This is a genomic window from Reyranella sp. GW821-FHT12G01, assembly GCF_058806575.1.
The window spans coordinates 3,165,306-3,179,784 of sequence record NZ_JBXAPV010000001.1 but is presented as its reverse complement, the minus strand read 5'-3'; the positions used below and the strand labels follow the sequence as shown (position 1 = coordinate 3,179,784).

15 protein-coding genes are annotated in these 14,479 nt (G+C 66.1%); 12 read left to right on the top strand and 3 right to left on the bottom strand.

Annotation, left to right across the window (positions count from 1 at the left end):
• Window positions 1-9 precede the first annotated feature (9 nt).
• Entirely contained in the window at window positions 10-483 is a 474-nt protein-coding gene (locus tag AC1RP5_RS15310) for a glutathione peroxidase (RefSeq protein ID WP_493111854.1), read from the top strand.
• A gap of 3 nt (window positions 484-486) precedes the next feature.
• Here the strand turns inward: AC1RP5_RS15310 and AC1RP5_RS15305 are convergent, their stop codons facing one another.
• Complete coding sequence (locus AC1RP5_RS15305; RefSeq protein WP_493111853.1) at window positions 487-1,137, bottom strand: uracil-DNA glycosylase; 651 nt, start codon at window positions 1,135-1,137, stop codon at window positions 487-489.
• Between the two features lie 14 nt (window positions 1,138-1,151).
• Window positions 1,152-1,778, bottom strand: coding sequence for a LabA-like NYN domain-containing protein (locus tag AC1RP5_RS15300; RefSeq protein WP_493111852.1), 627 nt, complete (start codon window positions 1,776-1,778; stop codon window positions 1,152-1,154).
• Between the two features lie 145 nt (window positions 1,779-1,923).
• Here AC1RP5_RS15300 and folK point away from each other — a divergent pair, with 145 nt between their 5' ends.
• The 8 genes from folK (at window position 1,924) to era (ending at window position 8,909) form a co-directional block, all read left to right on the top strand.
• The gene (gene folK / locus AC1RP5_RS15295; protein WP_493111850.1) at window positions 1,924-2,439 is read left to right on the top strand and encodes a 2-amino-4-hydroxy-6-hydroxymethyldihydropteridine diphosphokinase; all 516 of its coding nucleotides are present in this window, start codon (window positions 1,924-1,926) and stop codon (window positions 2,437-2,439) included.
• 81 nt (window positions 2,440-2,520) lie between these two features.
• Window positions 2,521-2,883 (top strand): DNA-directed RNA polymerase subunit omega, encoded by a 363-nt coding sequence (rpoZ, locus tag AC1RP5_RS15290; protein ID WP_493111848.1) that lies wholly within the window; start codon window positions 2,521-2,523, stop codon window positions 2,881-2,883.
• A gap of 94 nt (window positions 2,884-2,977) precedes the next feature.
• Window positions 2,978-5,158, top strand: coding sequence for a RelA/SpoT family protein (locus tag AC1RP5_RS15285; protein WP_493111847.1), 2,181 nt, complete (start codon window positions 2,978-2,980; stop codon window positions 5,156-5,158).
• A 34-nt stretch (window positions 5,159-5,192) separates the two neighbouring features.
• Window positions 5,193-5,945, top strand: coding sequence for a pyridoxine 5'-phosphate synthase (locus AC1RP5_RS15280; protein ID WP_493111845.1), 753 nt, complete (start codon window positions 5,193-5,195; stop codon window positions 5,943-5,945).
• The gene (gene acpS / locus AC1RP5_RS15275) at window positions 5,942-6,343 is read left to right on the top strand and encodes a holo-ACP synthase (protein WP_493111844.1); all 402 of its coding nucleotides are present in this window, start codon (window positions 5,942-5,944) and stop codon (window positions 6,341-6,343) included. Before AC1RP5_RS15280 ends, acpS begins: the two co-directional genes overlap by 4 nt.
• 108 nt (window positions 6,344-6,451) lie before the next feature.
• On the top strand, window positions 6,452-7,276 hold the full coding sequence (lepB, locus tag AC1RP5_RS15270; protein WP_493111842.1) for a signal peptidase I: 825 nt from the start codon (window positions 6,452-6,454) through the stop codon (window positions 7,274-7,276).
• The gene (gene rnc, locus AC1RP5_RS15265) at window positions 7,228-7,980 is read left to right on the top strand and encodes a ribonuclease III (RefSeq protein WP_493111840.1); all 753 of its coding nucleotides are present in this window, start codon (window positions 7,228-7,230) and stop codon (window positions 7,978-7,980) included. The genes lepB and rnc overlap by 49 nt, the downstream gene beginning before the upstream one ends.
• Window positions 7,977-8,909: a GTPase Era gene (era, locus tag AC1RP5_RS15260; RefSeq protein WP_493111839.1), complete on the top strand. Its 933-nt coding sequence runs from the start codon at window positions 7,977-7,979 to the stop codon at window positions 8,907-8,909. The genes rnc and era overlap by 4 nt, the downstream gene beginning before the upstream one ends.
• A 125-nt stretch (window positions 8,910-9,034) precedes the next feature.
• Here era and AC1RP5_RS15255 read toward each other — a convergent pair whose 3' ends face one another.
• The gene (locus AC1RP5_RS15255; RefSeq protein ID WP_493111837.1) at window positions 9,035-10,573 is read right to left on the bottom strand and encodes an alkaline phosphatase D family protein; all 1,539 of its coding nucleotides are present in this window, start codon (window positions 10,571-10,573) and stop codon (window positions 9,035-9,037) included.
• A gap of 45 nt (window positions 10,574-10,618) precedes the next feature.
• Here AC1RP5_RS15255 and recO point away from each other — a divergent pair, with 45 nt between their 5' ends.
• From recO to AC1RP5_RS15240, 3 genes are read left to right on the top strand one after another with little or no spacing between them, the layout of a single operon-like run.
• On the top strand, window positions 10,619-11,335 hold the full coding sequence (gene recO / locus AC1RP5_RS15250; protein ID WP_493111836.1) for a DNA repair protein RecO: 717 nt from the start codon (window positions 10,619-10,621) through the stop codon (window positions 11,333-11,335).
• 54 nt (window positions 11,336-11,389) lie between these two features.
• A complete protein-coding gene (parC, locus tag AC1RP5_RS15245; RefSeq protein ID WP_493111834.1) occupies window positions 11,390-13,630 on the top strand; it encodes a DNA topoisomerase IV subunit A in 2,241 nt (746 codons plus the stop codon).
• A gap of 2 nt (window positions 13,631-13,632) precedes the next feature.
• Complete coding sequence (locus AC1RP5_RS15240) at window positions 13,633-14,439, top strand: undecaprenyl-diphosphate phosphatase (RefSeq protein ID WP_493111833.1); 807 nt, start codon at window positions 13,633-13,635, stop codon at window positions 14,437-14,439.
• The last annotated feature ends 40 nt before the right edge of the window (window positions 14,440-14,479 follow it).

Genomic DNA, 14,479 nt, shown 5'->3' with positions numbered 1-14,479 from the left:
CGGTTTACGATGGGCGCGCACGACTTCTCCTTCACCGCGATCGACGGCAAGCCGCTCGATCTCAAGAGCCTCGCCGGCAAGCCCGTCCTGCTGGTGAACGTCGCCTCCTATTGCGGGTTCACGCCGCAATACACCGACCTGCAGAAGCTGCATGAGACCTACGGCCCCAAGGGCCTCGTCGTGCTGGGCGTGCCGTCGAACGACTTCGGCGCGCAGGAGCCGCGCAGCCAGGGCGAGATCGCGAAGTTCTGCGAGTCGATGTACGGCGTAGGCTTTCCGCTCACCGCGAAGCAGAAGGTGATCGGCGCCGAGGCGCATCCGCTCTATCGCTGGATCGCCGCCGAGGCAGGCGAGGGCGCCGCGCCCAAGTGGAACTTCCACAAATACCTGATCGGCAAGGACGGCAGCCTGCTGGGCGCCTGGCCCAGCCGCGTACGTCCGTCCTCCAGCGAGATCACCTCGGCGATCGAAGCAGCGCTCTAGGTTTCAGGCGTCCAGCGCCTTGCGGACGCCGTCGAAGACCTGGTGGAACATCTCGGTCGTGAGCCGGCCGGTGTTCGTGTTGTAGCGCGAGCAGTGATAGCTGTCGGCGAGCATCAGGCCCGTCGGTAGCTTGTGCAGCCGGTTATGGATGAACGGATAGGCGCCGGCCGGTCGCACCGTCAGGGCGCGCAGGATCTGGTCGTGGGCGCCCTTGCCCAGCGCCACGAGAATCTTCAGTTCCGGCATGACGGCCAGTTCGGCCTGCAGGAACGGACGGCAGGCGGTGAACTCGATCGGCAGCGGCTTGTTTTCCGGCGGCAGGCAGCGCACCGCGTTGGCGATGCGGCAGTCGACCAGTTCCAGCCCGTCATTGGGATCGGCGCGGAAGACGCCCTTCGCGAAGCCGAACTTCAGCAGGGTCGAGTAGAGGAGGTCGCCGGCATAGTCGCCGGTGAAGGGACGGCCGGTGCGGTTGGCGCCCTTCATGCCCGGCGCCAGTCCGACGATCAGCAGCCGTGCGTCGAGCTTGCCGAACGAACGTACGGGCGCGTTCTTCCAGTCGGGATGCTTGCCCTGCAGGTCGTGACGGAAGTCCGCGAGCCTCGGACAGCGCGGGCAATCGAGCGGCGGCTCTTCGAAAGCTGGCGCGGGCACTTAAGTGGATGGCCTCAGGCCGAGCGCATCAGCGATTCGGACGGCGCGTCGTCGTCCTCGGCATCCGATTCACGAGGCGCGGTGGCCGGGCGCGGAGCGCGCTCCGACGGGTTGCGGGCGATCAGGGGCGCGAGTTCGGACAGTTCGATGAAGTCATCGGCCTGGCGGCGCAGCTCGTCGGCCACCATCGGCGGGGCGGACTTGATGGTGCTGACGACCGAGACGCGGAGTCCGCGGCGCTGCACCGCCTCGACCAGCCGGCGGAAGTCGCCGTCGCCCGAGAACAGAATCACGTGGTCGAGATGGTCGGCCATTTCGAGCACGTCGATGGCCAACTCGATGTCCATGTTGCCCTTGATCTTGCGGCGACCCATGGCATCGGTGAATTCCTTGGCCGGCTTGGTGACCATGGTGTAGCCGTTGTAATCCAGCCAATCGATCAGCGGGCGGATCGGCGAATATTCCTGATCCTCGACCAGGGCGGTGTAGTAGTAGGCACGAACCAGCCGGCCCTTTTCCCGGAAGACCTTCAGGAGGCGGCGGTAGTCGATGTCGAAGCCCAGGGAACGCGCGGCCGAGTAGAGATTGGCGCCGTCGATGAACAGCGCCACGCGCTCGTTCTCGTAAAAATTGCCCTTCATGGCGGTCAAACCCTTTGAAAGAATATGCGCAGACCGAGCGAAAAATTTATGTAGCAGCGGAAGGCTGGTAACCCACGCCTCTCCGAAAGCATATTAAGAGTAGGTTGTTAACCTTTAGATCACAAGGGGTTGGAGGAGTTCGCTGGTGGACAACACGGGCCGTCAGCCGATTTTCATAGGCGCCGGGGCCAACCTGCCTCATCCGTCCTACGCGTCTCCCCGCGAGACGTTGCAGGCGGCCCTGCTGGAGCTGGACCGGCATGAGGTCCGAGTGCTGCGTTATTCGCCCTGGTACCGGACGGCGCCGGTGCCGGTTTCGGATCAGCCCTGGTACGTGAACGTGGTCGCCGAGATCGCGACCCGGCTGCCCGCGGACGAGCTGCTGGCCACCCTGCACGAGATCGAGGACCTGTTCGGCCGCGTCCGCAGCGTGCCCAACGCCCCCCGGCTGATCGACCTGGATTTACTCGATTATCAGGGGGAAATAGCCGCGCCAGGCCCCGGAAAGGCGACCCTGCCGCATCCCCGTATGGCGGATAGGGCCTTTGTCCTGCGGCCGCTGGCCGATCTGGCTCCCGGCTGGCGCCATCCCGCGTCGGGAGCGTCGATCCAGGATCTGCTGGCCGCCCTGCCGGCCGACCAGGTCGCCCACCGGTTCTAGGCTGCTTCCGGGCCGGTTGGCTTGCCTTTTGGGCCGGGGAGGGTATAACCCGCGGCTCCCGCGAAATCTGAGGTTCCCGCCATGGCGCGTGTCACCGTCGAAGACTGCATCGTGCAGATCCCCAACCGTTTCGAGCTCGTCATGTTCGCCTCGCAGCGCGCCCGGGACATCTCGGCCGGCGCCCAGATCACGCTCGACCGCGATCGCGACAAGAACCCGGTCGTGGCGCTGCGCGAGATCGCCGAGGTCAAGCTCGACCAGGCCGCCCTGAAGGACTCGCTCATCTCCGGCATGCAGAAGCACGCCGACGTCGACAAGCCCGAGGAGGTCAACGAGATGGCCGAGCTCGAGCAGGAGCTGGCGGCGGCGCTGGCGCAGGGCGGTGCGGAAGCCGCCCAGCCGAAGGCCCTGCCGATGGCCGAGGAAGACGACGTCACGGAATAGCCCGCGGAAGGCTGAGCCCTAACAGGGTTCAGCCTGCTATTCGTGCAAACGTCGTGGAGTGAACGCAATCGTCCCCATATAGTGGGTGATTGCCATGATTCGTCAGTTTGAACTTGTCGAGCGGGTGCAGGCCTACGATCCGGATGCGGACGAGGACGTGCTGAACCGCGCCTATGTGTACGGCCTCAAGAAGCACGGCAACCAGCTGCGCGCCTCGGGCGATCCGTATTTCTCCCATCCCGTCGAGGTCGCCGGCATCCTGTCCGAGATGCGGCTCGACACCGCCTCGATCGTGACCGGCCTGCTGCACGACACGCTCGAGGATACCGACGCCACGCGCGACGAGATCGCGGGCCTGTTCGGCGAGGACATCGCGCGGCTGGTCGACGGCGTCACCAAGCTCTCGCGACTGGAGATCCAGTCCGAGAGCACCAAGGAAGCCGAGAACCTGCGCAAGCTGGTGCTGGCCATGTCGTCGGACATCCGCGTGCTGCTGGTGAAGCTCGCCGACCGTCTCCACAACATGCGCACCCTGCATCACATCAAGGAGCCGGCACGGCGCCGCCGCATCGCGCGCGAGACCATGGACCTCTATGCGCCGCTCGCCTCGCGCATCGGCATGGAGAAGGTGAAGCGCGAACTCGAGGAACTGGCCTTCGGCGAGCTCAATCCCGACGGCCGCACTTCGGTGCTGGCGCGGCAGGGCTACCTGCGCGAGCGCGGCGACAAGCTGGTGCCCCAGATCGAAGTCGAGCTGGTGAAGACGCTAAAGGAAGGGGGCCTCAACGCGCAGGTCTCGGGCCGCGAGAAGACGCCTTATTCGATCTGGCGCAAGATGCAGACGAAGAACGTGTCGTTCGAACAGCTCGCCGACATCATGGCGTTCCGCATCATCGTCGCCGACGTTGCGCAGTGCTACCAGGCGCTCGGCCTGCTGCACGGCAAGTATCAAGTGCTGCCGCAACGCTTCAAGGACTACATCTCGGTTCCCAAGCCCAACGGCTATCGTTCGCTGCACACCGGCGTAATCGGGCCGCTCGCCCAGCGCATCGAGATTCAGATCCGCACCGAGGACATGCAGGACCAGGCCGAGCGTGGTGTGGCGGCGCACTGGATCTACAAGCAGGGCGGCCCTTCGACCGACGCGCCGCAATATGCATGGCTGCGCAGCCTCATGGACATCCTCGACAAGGCGCCCAACGCCGAGGAGTTCCTCGAGCACACCAAGCTCGAGATGTTCCAGGACCAGGTCTTCTGCTTCACGCCGAAAGGCAAGCTGATCGCCCTGCCGCGCGGTGCGACGCCGATCGACTTCGCCTATGCGGTGCACAGCCAGGTGGGCGATACCTGCGTCGGCGCCAAGATCAACGGTCGCATGCTGCCGTTGCGCACGCAGCTCTCCAACGGCGACCAGGTCGATATCGTCACCTCCAAGGCGCAGACGCCGTCGCCGACCTGGGAGCGCTTCGTCGTCACCGGCAAGGCCAAGGCCGCGATCCGGCGCTTCATCCGCGTTCGCCAGCGCGAACAGTACATCCAGCTCGGCAAGTCGCTGCTCGAGAAGGCCTTCCACGAGGAAGGCTACGAGGTCACCGACAAGGGCCTCGACGGCGTGCGCTTCAATTTCAAGCAGGCCTCGTCGGACGATCTCATCGCGACGGTCGGCGCCGGACTCGTGGGCGCCCGCGAGGTGCTGACGGCCGTCTATCCGGGGCTGAAGCAGCCGCGCAAGGGCGGGGCCGACGTCGTGCCGATCTCGCGCGCCCGCGCCAAGTCCGGCAAGGCCACTGAGGGCGGACGAGGGGGCAAGCAGGAGCCGGGTCAGATCGCCATCCGCGGACTGATCCCGGGCATGGCGGTGCACTTCGCGCGCTGTTGCCATCCGCTGCCCGGCGACCGCATCGTCGGCATCATCACGACCGGCAAGGGTGTCACCATCCACACGATCGACTGCGCCACGCTGGAGAGCTTCTCCGAGGCGCCCGAGCGCTGGATCGACGTCGGCTGGGACTCGGTGAACGAGGGCGACGGCGGCGTCTACACGGGCCGGCTCAAGATCACCGTGTCCAACCAGCCCGGTAGCCTGTCGAGCCTGTCGACCGTGATCGCCCGCCACGAGGGCAACATCTCCAACCTGCGCATCGTCAACCGGTCGATGGACTTCTTCGACATGGTGATCGATGTCGAGGTCGCCGACGTGAAGCATCTTGCCGACATTACGGCGGCGCTGCGCGCCACTCCTGCCATCAACGCCGTCGAACGCGCGCGCAATTGACGGCTTCCTCGTCCCTTTCCAGCGAAAGATGCGTATGACTGCGTCCAATCCCCTGCGTCTTGGCGTCAACATCGATCACGTCGCCACCGTGCGTAACGCGCGCGGCGGCCATCTGCCCGATCCGCTGCGCGCGGCGCGCCTGGCCGAGGCGGCCGGTGCCGACGGCATCACCGCCCATCTGCGCGAGGATCGGCGCCACATCATCGATGCCGACATCGAGGGGCTGATGCGCGACCTCAAGGTGCCGCTCAACTTCGAGATGGCGGCGACCCAGGAGATGGTCGACATCGCCCTGCGTCACAAGCCACATGCCGCCTGTATCGTGCCCGAGAAGCGCGAGGAGCGGACCACGGAGGGCGGGCTCGACGCGGCCGGCCAGCACAATCACCTGAAGCCGATGGTCGCCCGCCTGCGCGACGCCGGCATCCGGGTCTCGCTGTTCATCGAGGCCGATCCGCGCCAGCTCGAGGCGGCGGTCACGCTGGGTGCACCCGTCGTCGAATTGCACACCGGCCGCTATTGCGAGATCGAGGGCGAGCCCAAGCAGGCCGAGTTGCAGCGCATACGCAATGCCGCCGCCCTGTGCGCGAAGCTCGGGCTCGAATGCCATGCCGGCCATGGGCTGAGCTATGCCGACGTGGCGCCGGTTGCGGCCATCCCCGAGGTCCGCGAACTGAACATCGGTCACTTCCTGATCGGCGAGGCGATTTTCGTGGGCCTGGAGCCGGCGATCCGCGAGATGCGGCGCATCATGGATGCCGCGCGCGCCGGGGGAGCCGCCGCGTGATCATCGGCCTCGGAAACGACCTCTGCGACATCCGGCGCATCGAGAAATCGCTGGAGCGGTTCGGCGATCGCTTCGTGCAGCGTGTTTTCACCGAGATTGAACAAAAGCGCTCCGAGGGCCGGGCGACCCGTGCCGCAAGCTATGCCAAGCGGTTCGCCGCCAAGGAGGCCTGCGCCAAGGCGCTGGGCACCGGGCTGCGGGCAGGGGTCTTCTGGCGTGACATGGGCGTGATCAACCAGAAAAGCGGCAAGCCCACCCTGGCCCTGACGGGCGGGGCGCTGGCGCGGCTGCAAAAGATCACACCGGCTGGCATGACGGCGCAAATCGACCTCAGCATCACGGACGAATACCCGCTGGCCCAGGCGATCGTGATCATCTCGGCGGTGCCGGCGGCATGATCCGCAGGGCGCTTTCAGCAATTCGCAAGGCTCCCATGCCGCGGTTGGGGCGGGAGACAGGGCGTCCGGGTCCTGCTATAGGCCCGGCTTGTTCAAACTGGTACGGCGATGACGGACGTGGCTGAGCGTCGGAAGCGGGGACAGGAGAAGACCGGCGGATGGGGAGAAACCGTCCGGACGGTGGTCTATGCCGTTCTGATCGCACTGGTCGTGCGGACGTTCGCCATCGAGCCGTTCAACATTCCCAGCGGCTCGATGATCCCGACCCTGCTGGTCGGCGACTACCTGTTCGTCTCGAAGTACTCGTACGGGTACAGCAAGCACTCCTTCCCTTTTTCGCTCGGCGTCTTTTCGGGCCGCATCTTCGGTGCCCCGCCGGAGCGCGGTGACGTCGCCGTGTTCAAGTATCCCGGCGACCAGGGCCAGGGCGTCAACCGCACCGACTACATCAAGCGCATCGTCGGCATGCCGGGCGATCGCATCCAGGTGACGAACGGCCTGCTGCACATCAACGGCGTGGCGGTCGATCGCCTGAAGATCGGCGACTATGTGAAGGGCAACAACGGCCACTACCAGAAGGGCACGCTCTACAGCGAGACCCTGCCCAACGGCCGCCGCTACACGGTGCTTGAGTATCGCGACGACGGCATGGCCGACAACACGCCGGAGTTCCTCGTGCCGGCCGGCAGTTACTTCGTCATGGGTGACAATCGCGACGACTCGCTCGACAGTCGAACGCGGCTGATGCTGCGCGACTTCTCCGGCTCGACGCGCGACCGCGACCAGCTCGGCTGGTACGTGCCCTCGGAGAATCTCGTGGGCCGGGCGGAGTTCATCTTCTTCTCGCACGATCCGTCGGCCGCAGGCTGGCTGGAGCCATGGAAATGGCCTCAGGCGATACGCTGGAACCGCTTCTTCATGGCAATCCACTGAGTTCGACCGACGTCGATCTGACGGCGCTGTCGAAGGGTGTGGGTCATGTGTTCGTGCGCGCCGCGTTGGCCGCCGAGGCGCTGACCCATCGCAGTGCCCTCGACCGGCGGCCCGAGCTGAAGGCCGCCTTCCCCAACGGCAACGAACGACTGGAATTCCTGGGCGACCGGGTGCTGTCGCTGGCCATGGCCGATCTCCTGCTGCGCCGCTTTCCGCACGAGCGGGAAGGCGAGCTGGCGCGGCGCCACGCTTCGCTGGTGCGGGCCGAGACGCTGGTCGAGATCGCGACGGCCATCGGTCTCGGCGACCATCTGCGGCTGGGCGATTCCGAGCGCGCGCACGGCCATAGCGTCAAACCCAACATCATGGCCGATGCGCTGGAGGCGCTGCTTGGCGCAGTGTTCCTGGATGCAGGCCTCGAAGCGGCGGCGGCGAGCGTGGAGCTTTTGTGGGGCGATCGGCTGAGCAGCCAGGCGGTGGCGCCGCGCGACCCGAAGACGGCGTTGCAGGAATGGGCGCAGGCCCGTCGCCTGCCGCTGCCGGCCTATGTCGAGATCGACCGCGAGGGACCGCCGCATGCGCCGGTGTTCGTGGTCGATGTAACCCTCAAGGGACACGATCCCGCGCGCGGCCGTGGCGGCAGCAAGCGCGAGGCCGAACGCCTAGCCGCCATGGCATTACTGGAAAGGTTGGACAGGGCATGAGCACGCCTGCAACGCGGGCCGGGTTCGTCGCCGTCGTCGGCGCGCCGAATGCCGGGAAGTCGACGCTGGTGAACGGGCTGGTCGGCTCGAAGGTGAGCATCGTGTCGCCGAAGGTGCAGACCACGCGCATGCGCGTGATCGGCATCGCCATGGCCGACGTTCCCGACACCGGCGAGGGCCCCTCTCGCGCGCAGGTCATCCTGGTCGACACGCCGGGCATCTTCCGCGTCGCCAAGCGCCGCCTGGAACGCGCCATGGTCGCCGCCGCCTGGCAGGGCGCCGACGATGCCGACCTGGTGGCGCTGGTGGTCGATGCCGAGCGCGGCATCGGGCAGGAGACGAAGGCGATCGCCGAGCGGCTGAAGGATTCGAAGACGCCGCGCATCCTGGTCTTGAACAAGATCGACCTGGTCGCGCGCGAGACCTTGCTGGCGCTGACGGCCGAGCTGAACGCCATCGTCCCGTTCGAGCGCACCTTCATGGTGAGCGCACTCAAGGCCGACGGCGTCGGCGATCTTTTAGCCGCCTTTGCGCTCGCCGTGCCGCCGGGACCGTTCCTGTACCCGGAGGATCAGGCGGCCGACCTGCCGCTGCGCTTGCTGGCCGCCGAAGTGACGCGCGAGCAGGTGTTCCTGCAGCTTCACCAGGAACTGCCCTACGAGGCGGCGGTCGAGACCGAGAAGTGGGAGGATCGTCCCGACGGCAGCGTTCGCGTCGAGCAGATCATCCATGTCCAGCGCGAGGGCCAGCGCGCGATCTTCCTCGGCAAGGGTGGCGCGCGCATCAAGCAGATCGGCGCGCGCGCTCGTCACGAGCTGTCGCAGATGCTTGAGCGCCCGGTGCACCTCTTCCTGCACGTGAAGGTGAGCGAGCGCTGGGCCGACGATCCCTCGCACTACAAGACGATCGGCCTCGACTACCAGTCGTAACTCCCGTCATCTCGACCGGAGCGCGCAGCGCGGAGTGGAGAGATCTTCTCTCAACGAATTGTTGGCTTTTCGTGGAGAGAAGGTCTCTCCACTCCGCACCTTCGGTGCTCCGGTCGAGACGACGGTTAAGTTGGTGCCAGCTCAAGCGAATGGATGACGGTGCCGGCCGCGTCGCGGTGACTGACCGTCATCACGCCTGAGCTTCCGTCGATCTTCACGTGCCCGAAATGGCATGAGCCTTCGAGAGGCGAGAGATCGAAGCGGCCGGTCGGCGGCACCTTCTGGAACACGACCTGCGGCCCGAACGTGCCGTCGAGCGCATTGGGGCCGAAGCCGCCGGCGCAGAGCGGGCCCGACACGAATTCGTAGAACGGCGTGAAATCCTGGAAGGCCGCGCGCGCGGGATCGTAGCGGTGGGTGGCGGGATAGTGCACGTCGGCGGTGATCCAGTGGACGTTACGGATGTCCTCTCGCTTCAGGAACGACAGAAGGTCGGCGATCTCCAGTTCGCGTCCCAGCGGCGGGCCGTCGTCGGCGTTGGCGACGGCTTCGAAGCCGGACTTGCGGCGCCAGTCGTCATAGACGACGAGCCCCAGCGGCATGTCCGCGGCGACGATTTTCCACGTAGCCGTGGAGGCCTTGAGCGCCTGCTTCAGCCAGATGATCTGCTCGATGCCGAGAAAGGCCGTGCTCTGGCCGCCGAACTCCTGCCGGTTCGGGCCGTTGGGCGCCCGGAAGCTCCTCATGTCGAGGCGGAAGAGATCGAGTTGCGGTCCGAACGAGAACTTGCGGAACAGGCGCATCGTGCCGTCGAGCCCGTCGGCCAGCGGCATGAACTCGCGAAAGGCGCGCTCGGCCTTCTGCGCCATCACGCCCACGCTCTTTTCCCGGTAGCGCGGGTCCTCGTCGACGCGCCTCTCCCAGTACCAGTTGTCGAGGACGTCGTGATCGTCCCACAGGGCGATCATCGGGACCTCGGCATTGAAGCGACGGAGGTTGCCGTCGAGGAAATTGTAGAGATGGTTGCCGCGGAAGTCGGCCAGCGTCTCGGCGACCTTCGACTTCGCCTCGGTCGTGAGGTTCTTCCAGATACGGCCGTCCGGCAGTTTCTTCTCCGGCGCGATCGGATCGTCGGCATAGATCGTGTCGCCGCAATGCACGAAGAAGTCGGGCGCGAGCGAGCGCATCGTCTCGTAGATCGTCATGCCGCCGACATCCGGATTGATGCCCCAGCCCTGGCCCACCGTGTCGGCCGACCAGACGAAACTCACATCGCCTTTTGCGGTCGCCGGCGTGCGGAAGCGTCCGGATACCCAGTCGCTCGTCGCACCGTCGGCGGCAAAGGCAATGCGGTAGAAAATGGTTTGTCCCGCCGGCAATCCGTTCAGGCGGACGCGCGATGTGAACTCGGTCGCGGCGAGAGCCTCGGGTCCCTGAAGGCGCGTCGCGCCAGCGAAGCTCTCCGTCGTCGCATATTCGACGATCATGCGGGCCGGCCGGTCGGCGCGGCTCCACAGGGTCGCGCTGTCGCCGCCGACATCGCCCGACTGCACACCCTGCAGCAGGCGGGGGCGAGAGGACGCGGCGGTCTGGGCGAAGAGGCGAGAGGGCAGGGTGGCGAGCGCGCCTGCCCCCAGTAGCGCCCGGCGTCTCAGTTTCGGCATGGTGCCCAACCTAGCGCGATTTCCCGGGACGCGTCATACAGGCCCATGGATTGGAACGACGAAGGCATCGTGCTGACGGCGCGGTCTCATGGGGAGACGGGCCTCGTCGTGTCGCTACTGACGCGGGAGCATGGTCGCCATTCGGGCTTCGTGCCCGGCGGCGTCTCGCGGCGCGCCCGTCCGGTCTGGCAATCCGGCAACCTGGTCGAGGTCGGCTGGCGGGGGCGCCTTCCCGAACAGCTCGGCAATTATTCAGGCGAACTGCGCGAGCCGCATGCCGCGCGCGCCATGGACGATGCCGCCGAACTGGCCGGCCTCGCGGCGGCCTGCGCCGTGATCGACGCCGCCTTGCCGGAGCGCGAGCCGCATCCCGCGATGTTCGACGGGTTCCGGGCGTTCCTCGGCGTGCTGGGCCATCCCGGCTGGCCCGCGATCTATGTCCGCCTCGAACTCGGGCTGCTGCAGGAACTTGGCTTCGGCCTCGATCTCGAGAAATGCGCAGCCACCGGGTCGACCGAGAACCTGGCCTACGTCTCCCCGAAGACCGGCCGGGCCGTCTCGCAGGAGGCTGCCGGCCCTTACAAGGAGAAGCTGCTGGCCCTGCCGGCGTTTCTATCCACCGGCGGGTTACCGTCGGATGACGACGAACTGCGCCAGGGTCTCGACCTGACGGGCTTTTTCCTCGAACGGCACGTGTTTTGGCCGCACAACAAGCCCTTGCCTCCCGCACGGTCGAGATTTATGGAATCGCTCCAACGCTAGAATAATCACGGCCGTGGCTCGAACTGCGGTCCTTACCCCTCGTCAGTCTGGTCCATGGCAAAGCGCAACAACGTCGTCCAACTGGCCGAGGTAAAGCCGGTGCAATTCGGGCAGGCGCTCTCCGAGCGTTACCTGTCCTATGCGCTGTCGACCATCATGTCGCGGTCGCTGCCGGACGTGCGTGACGGGCTGAAGCCCGTGCATCGCCGCCTGATGTACGCGATGCGCCAGCTCCGGCTGGACCCGAACAGCGCCTTCAAGAAGAGCGCCCGCGTCGTCGGCGACGTGATCGGCCAGTATCACCCGCACGGCGACCAGTCGATCTACGACGCGCTGGTGCGCCTCGCCCAGGAATTCGCCGCGCGCTATCCGCTGATCGAGGGCCAGGGCAACTTCGGCAACATCGACGGCGATAACCCCGCCGCGATGCGTTACACCGAGGCCCGCCTCACCGAGGTCGCCGAGGCGCTGCTGGGCGGCATCGACGAGAACGCCGTCGATTTCCGGCCCAACTACGACGGCTCGACCGAGGAGCCGATCGTGCTTCCCGGTGGCTTCCCCAATCTCCTCGCCAATGGTGCTGCCGGTATTGCCGTCGGCATGGCGACGTCGATCCCGCCGCACAATGTCGGCGAGCTGTGCGACGCGCTGCTGCATCTCATCAAGACGCCGAACTCGCGCATCGAGACGCTGGTCGACCTGGTAAAGGGGCCGGACTTCCCGACCGGTGGCATCCTGGTCGAACCGCGCGAATCGATCGTCGAGGCCTACAAGACCGGCCGCGGCGCCTTCCGCCTGCGCGCCAAGTGGGAAGTCGAGCAGCTTCCGCGCGGCCAGTACCGCATCGTCGTCACGCAGATCCCGTATCAGGTCCAGAAGGGCCGGCTGATCGAGCGGATCGCCGAGATCATCAACGCCAAGAAGCTGCCGATCCTCGAGGACGTGCGCGACGAGTCGGCCGACGACGTGCGCATCGTGCTGGAGCCCAAGACCGGCAATGTCCCGGCCGAGCTGCTGATGGAGCAGCTCTTCAAGCTCAGCGACCTCGAGACGCGCTTCCCGCTGAACCTGAACGTGCTCGACAAGGACAACACGCCGCGCGTGATGGACCTGCGCGAGGCACTGCAGGCCTTCCTCGATCACCGGCGCGAGGTGCTGATCCGGCGCTCGACCTTCCGGCTGGCCGCCATCGAGCGCCGCCTGGAGATCCTCGACGGCTACCTGATCGCCTATCTGAACCTCGACAAGCTGATCAAGATCATCCGCGAGGAAGACGAGCCCAAGCCCAAGATGATCAAGGCTTTCGGCCTCACCGACATGCAGGCCGAAGCGATCCTGAACATGCGGCTGCGCGCGTTGCGCCGGCTCGAGGAGTTCGAGATCCGCGGCGAGCACAAGAAGCTGAGCGCCGAGCGCAAGGACCTCAAGGCGCTGCTGAAGAGCGACGAGCTGCAGTGGAACGCGATCGCCGACGAGGTGCGCGAGACCAAGAAGAAGTTCGGCGGCAAGACCGAACTCGGTCGCCGCCGCACCGAGCTGGCCGACGCGCCGGCCGAGATCGAGCACACGATGGACGATTTCGTCGAGCGCGAGCCGGTCACGGTCGTCCTGTCCGAGAAGGGCTGGATCCGCGCCGCCAAGGGCCATCTCGACGACAAGGCCGCCGGTGAGCTGAAATACAAGGAAGGCGACGCGGCGCGCTTTGCCATGCACGCCCAGTCGACCGACAAGATCCTGCTGTTCGGCACAAACGGCCGCTTCTACACGATCGGCTGCGACCGGCTGCCGAGCGCGCGCGGCCACGGCGAGCCGATCCGTCTGATGATCGAACTGGGCAACGACCAGGACATCGTTCAGCTCGAAGTGCTGAAGGGCGGCCGCAAGTTCCTGGTCGCATCGGATGCCGGGCGCGGCTTCATCGTGCCGGAAGACGAGGTCGTGGCGCAGACCAAGAACGGCAAGGGCGTCCTGAATCTCGCAGACAAGGAGAAGGCGCAGGCCTTCAATATTGTGCCCGAGGGCGCGAACTCGATCGCGGTGCTGAGCGAAGGCCGCAAGCTGCTGATCTTCCCGCTCGACCAAGTGCCCGAGATGGGCCGGGGCAGGGGCGTGCTGTTGCAGAAGTCGAAGGGCGACCAGCTCTCCGACGCGCAGGCCTTCGTCCTTGCGGACGGATTGCCGTGGGCCAACCGCCTCATCCCGGCGAGCGAGCTGAAGTTCTGGCGGGGCGAGCGCGCGCAGGCGGGGCGCATGCCCGAGAAGGGCTGGCCGCGGGCCAAACGATTTAAGGACTAGAAATGGACCTGACGCTGATCTGGAAGGCGCTGCTGATCGGCGTTGTCGAAGGTCTCACCGAGTTCCTGCCCGTCTCGTCGACGGGACACATCATCCTTGCCGAGGATGTGCTCCACTTCCAGGGACCGCCCGGCAAGGTCTTCGAGATCGTGATCCAGCTCGGCGCGATCCTCGCGGTCTGCCTTCTCTATCGCGCGAAGATCTGGACGACGGTCGAAGGCGTCCTGCGGCGCGACAAGCCGGCGATCCGCTTCGCCACGGCCATCGTGGTGGCCTTCCTGCCGGCGGCGGTCATCGGCGTCGCGGCCCACAAGTACATCAAATCGGTGTTGTTCAATCCGTGGGTGGTCGCCATCGCCCTGATCGTGGGCGGCATCGCCATCCTGGTTATCGAGAGGTTCGCGCAGCGCCCGCGCATCAAGACGCTCGACGATGTCGACCTCAAGACCGCTTTCTACATCGGCCTGTGCCAATGCCTGGCGATGATCCCGGGCGTATCGCGTGCCGGCTCGACCATCATGGGCGCCCGCGCTTTCCGCGTGGATCGTGCGACGGCTGCCGAGTTCTCGTTCTTCCTGGCGATGCCCACCATGCTCGGGGCGACGGTCTACGACCTGTTCAAGAACTGGTCGTCGCTGAGCTGGGACCATGGCGGCATCATCGCCCTGGGCTTCGTCGCCGCCTTCGTTTCGGCGATGCTGGTCGTGCGCGCCTTCGTGCAGTTCATCAGCCGCCACGGCTTTACCGTTTTTGCCTGGTACCGCATTGCAGTGGGCGCATTGGCGCTCACCTTATTGCTCATGCGTTGAACCTTTCGCCAGGCATGGCGCGCATGTCATAAGCCGCGCA

Coding starts and splice junctions, on each gene's coding strand:
- AC1RP5_RS15280 (WP_493111845.1), top strand. CDS start 5,193: ATGACTGCGTCCAATCCCCTGCGTCTTGGCGTCAACATCGATCACGTC.
- AC1RP5_RS15285 (WP_493111847.1), top strand. CDS start 2,978: ATGATTCGTCAGTTTGAACTTGTCGAGCGGGTGCAGGCCTACGATCCG.
- rpoZ (WP_493111848.1), top strand. CDS start 2,521: ATGGCGCGTGTCACCGTCGAAGACTGCATCGTGCAGATCCCCAACCGT.
- lepB (WP_493111842.1), top strand. CDS start 6,452: ATGACGGACGTGGCTGAGCGTCGGAAGCGGGGACAGGAGAAGACCGGC.
- era (WP_493111839.1), top strand. CDS start 7,977: ATGAGCACGCCTGCAACGCGGGCCGGGTTCGTCGCCGTCGTCGGCGCG.
- rnc (WP_493111840.1), top strand. CDS start 7,228: ATGGCCTCAGGCGATACGCTGGAACCGCTTCTTCATGGCAATCCACTG.
- AC1RP5_RS15240 (WP_493111833.1), top strand. CDS start 13,633: ATGGACCTGACGCTGATCTGGAAGGCGCTGCTGATCGGCGTTGTCGAA.
- AC1RP5_RS15255 (WP_493111837.1), bottom strand. CDS start 10,573: ATGCCGAAACTGAGACGCCGGGCGCTACTGGGGGCAGGCGCGCTCGCC.
- AC1RP5_RS15310 (WP_493111854.1), top strand. CDS start 10: ATGGGCGCGCACGACTTCTCCTTCACCGCGATCGACGGCAAGCCGCTC.
- parC (WP_493111834.1), top strand. CDS start 11,390: ATGGCAAAGCGCAACAACGTCGTCCAACTGGCCGAGGTAAAGCCGGTG.
- recO (WP_493111836.1), top strand. CDS start 10,619: ATGGATTGGAACGACGAAGGCATCGTGCTGACGGCGCGGTCTCATGGG.
- AC1RP5_RS15300 (WP_493111852.1), bottom strand. CDS start 1,778: ATGAAGGGCAATTTTTACGAGAACGAGCGCGTGGCGCTGTTCATCGAC.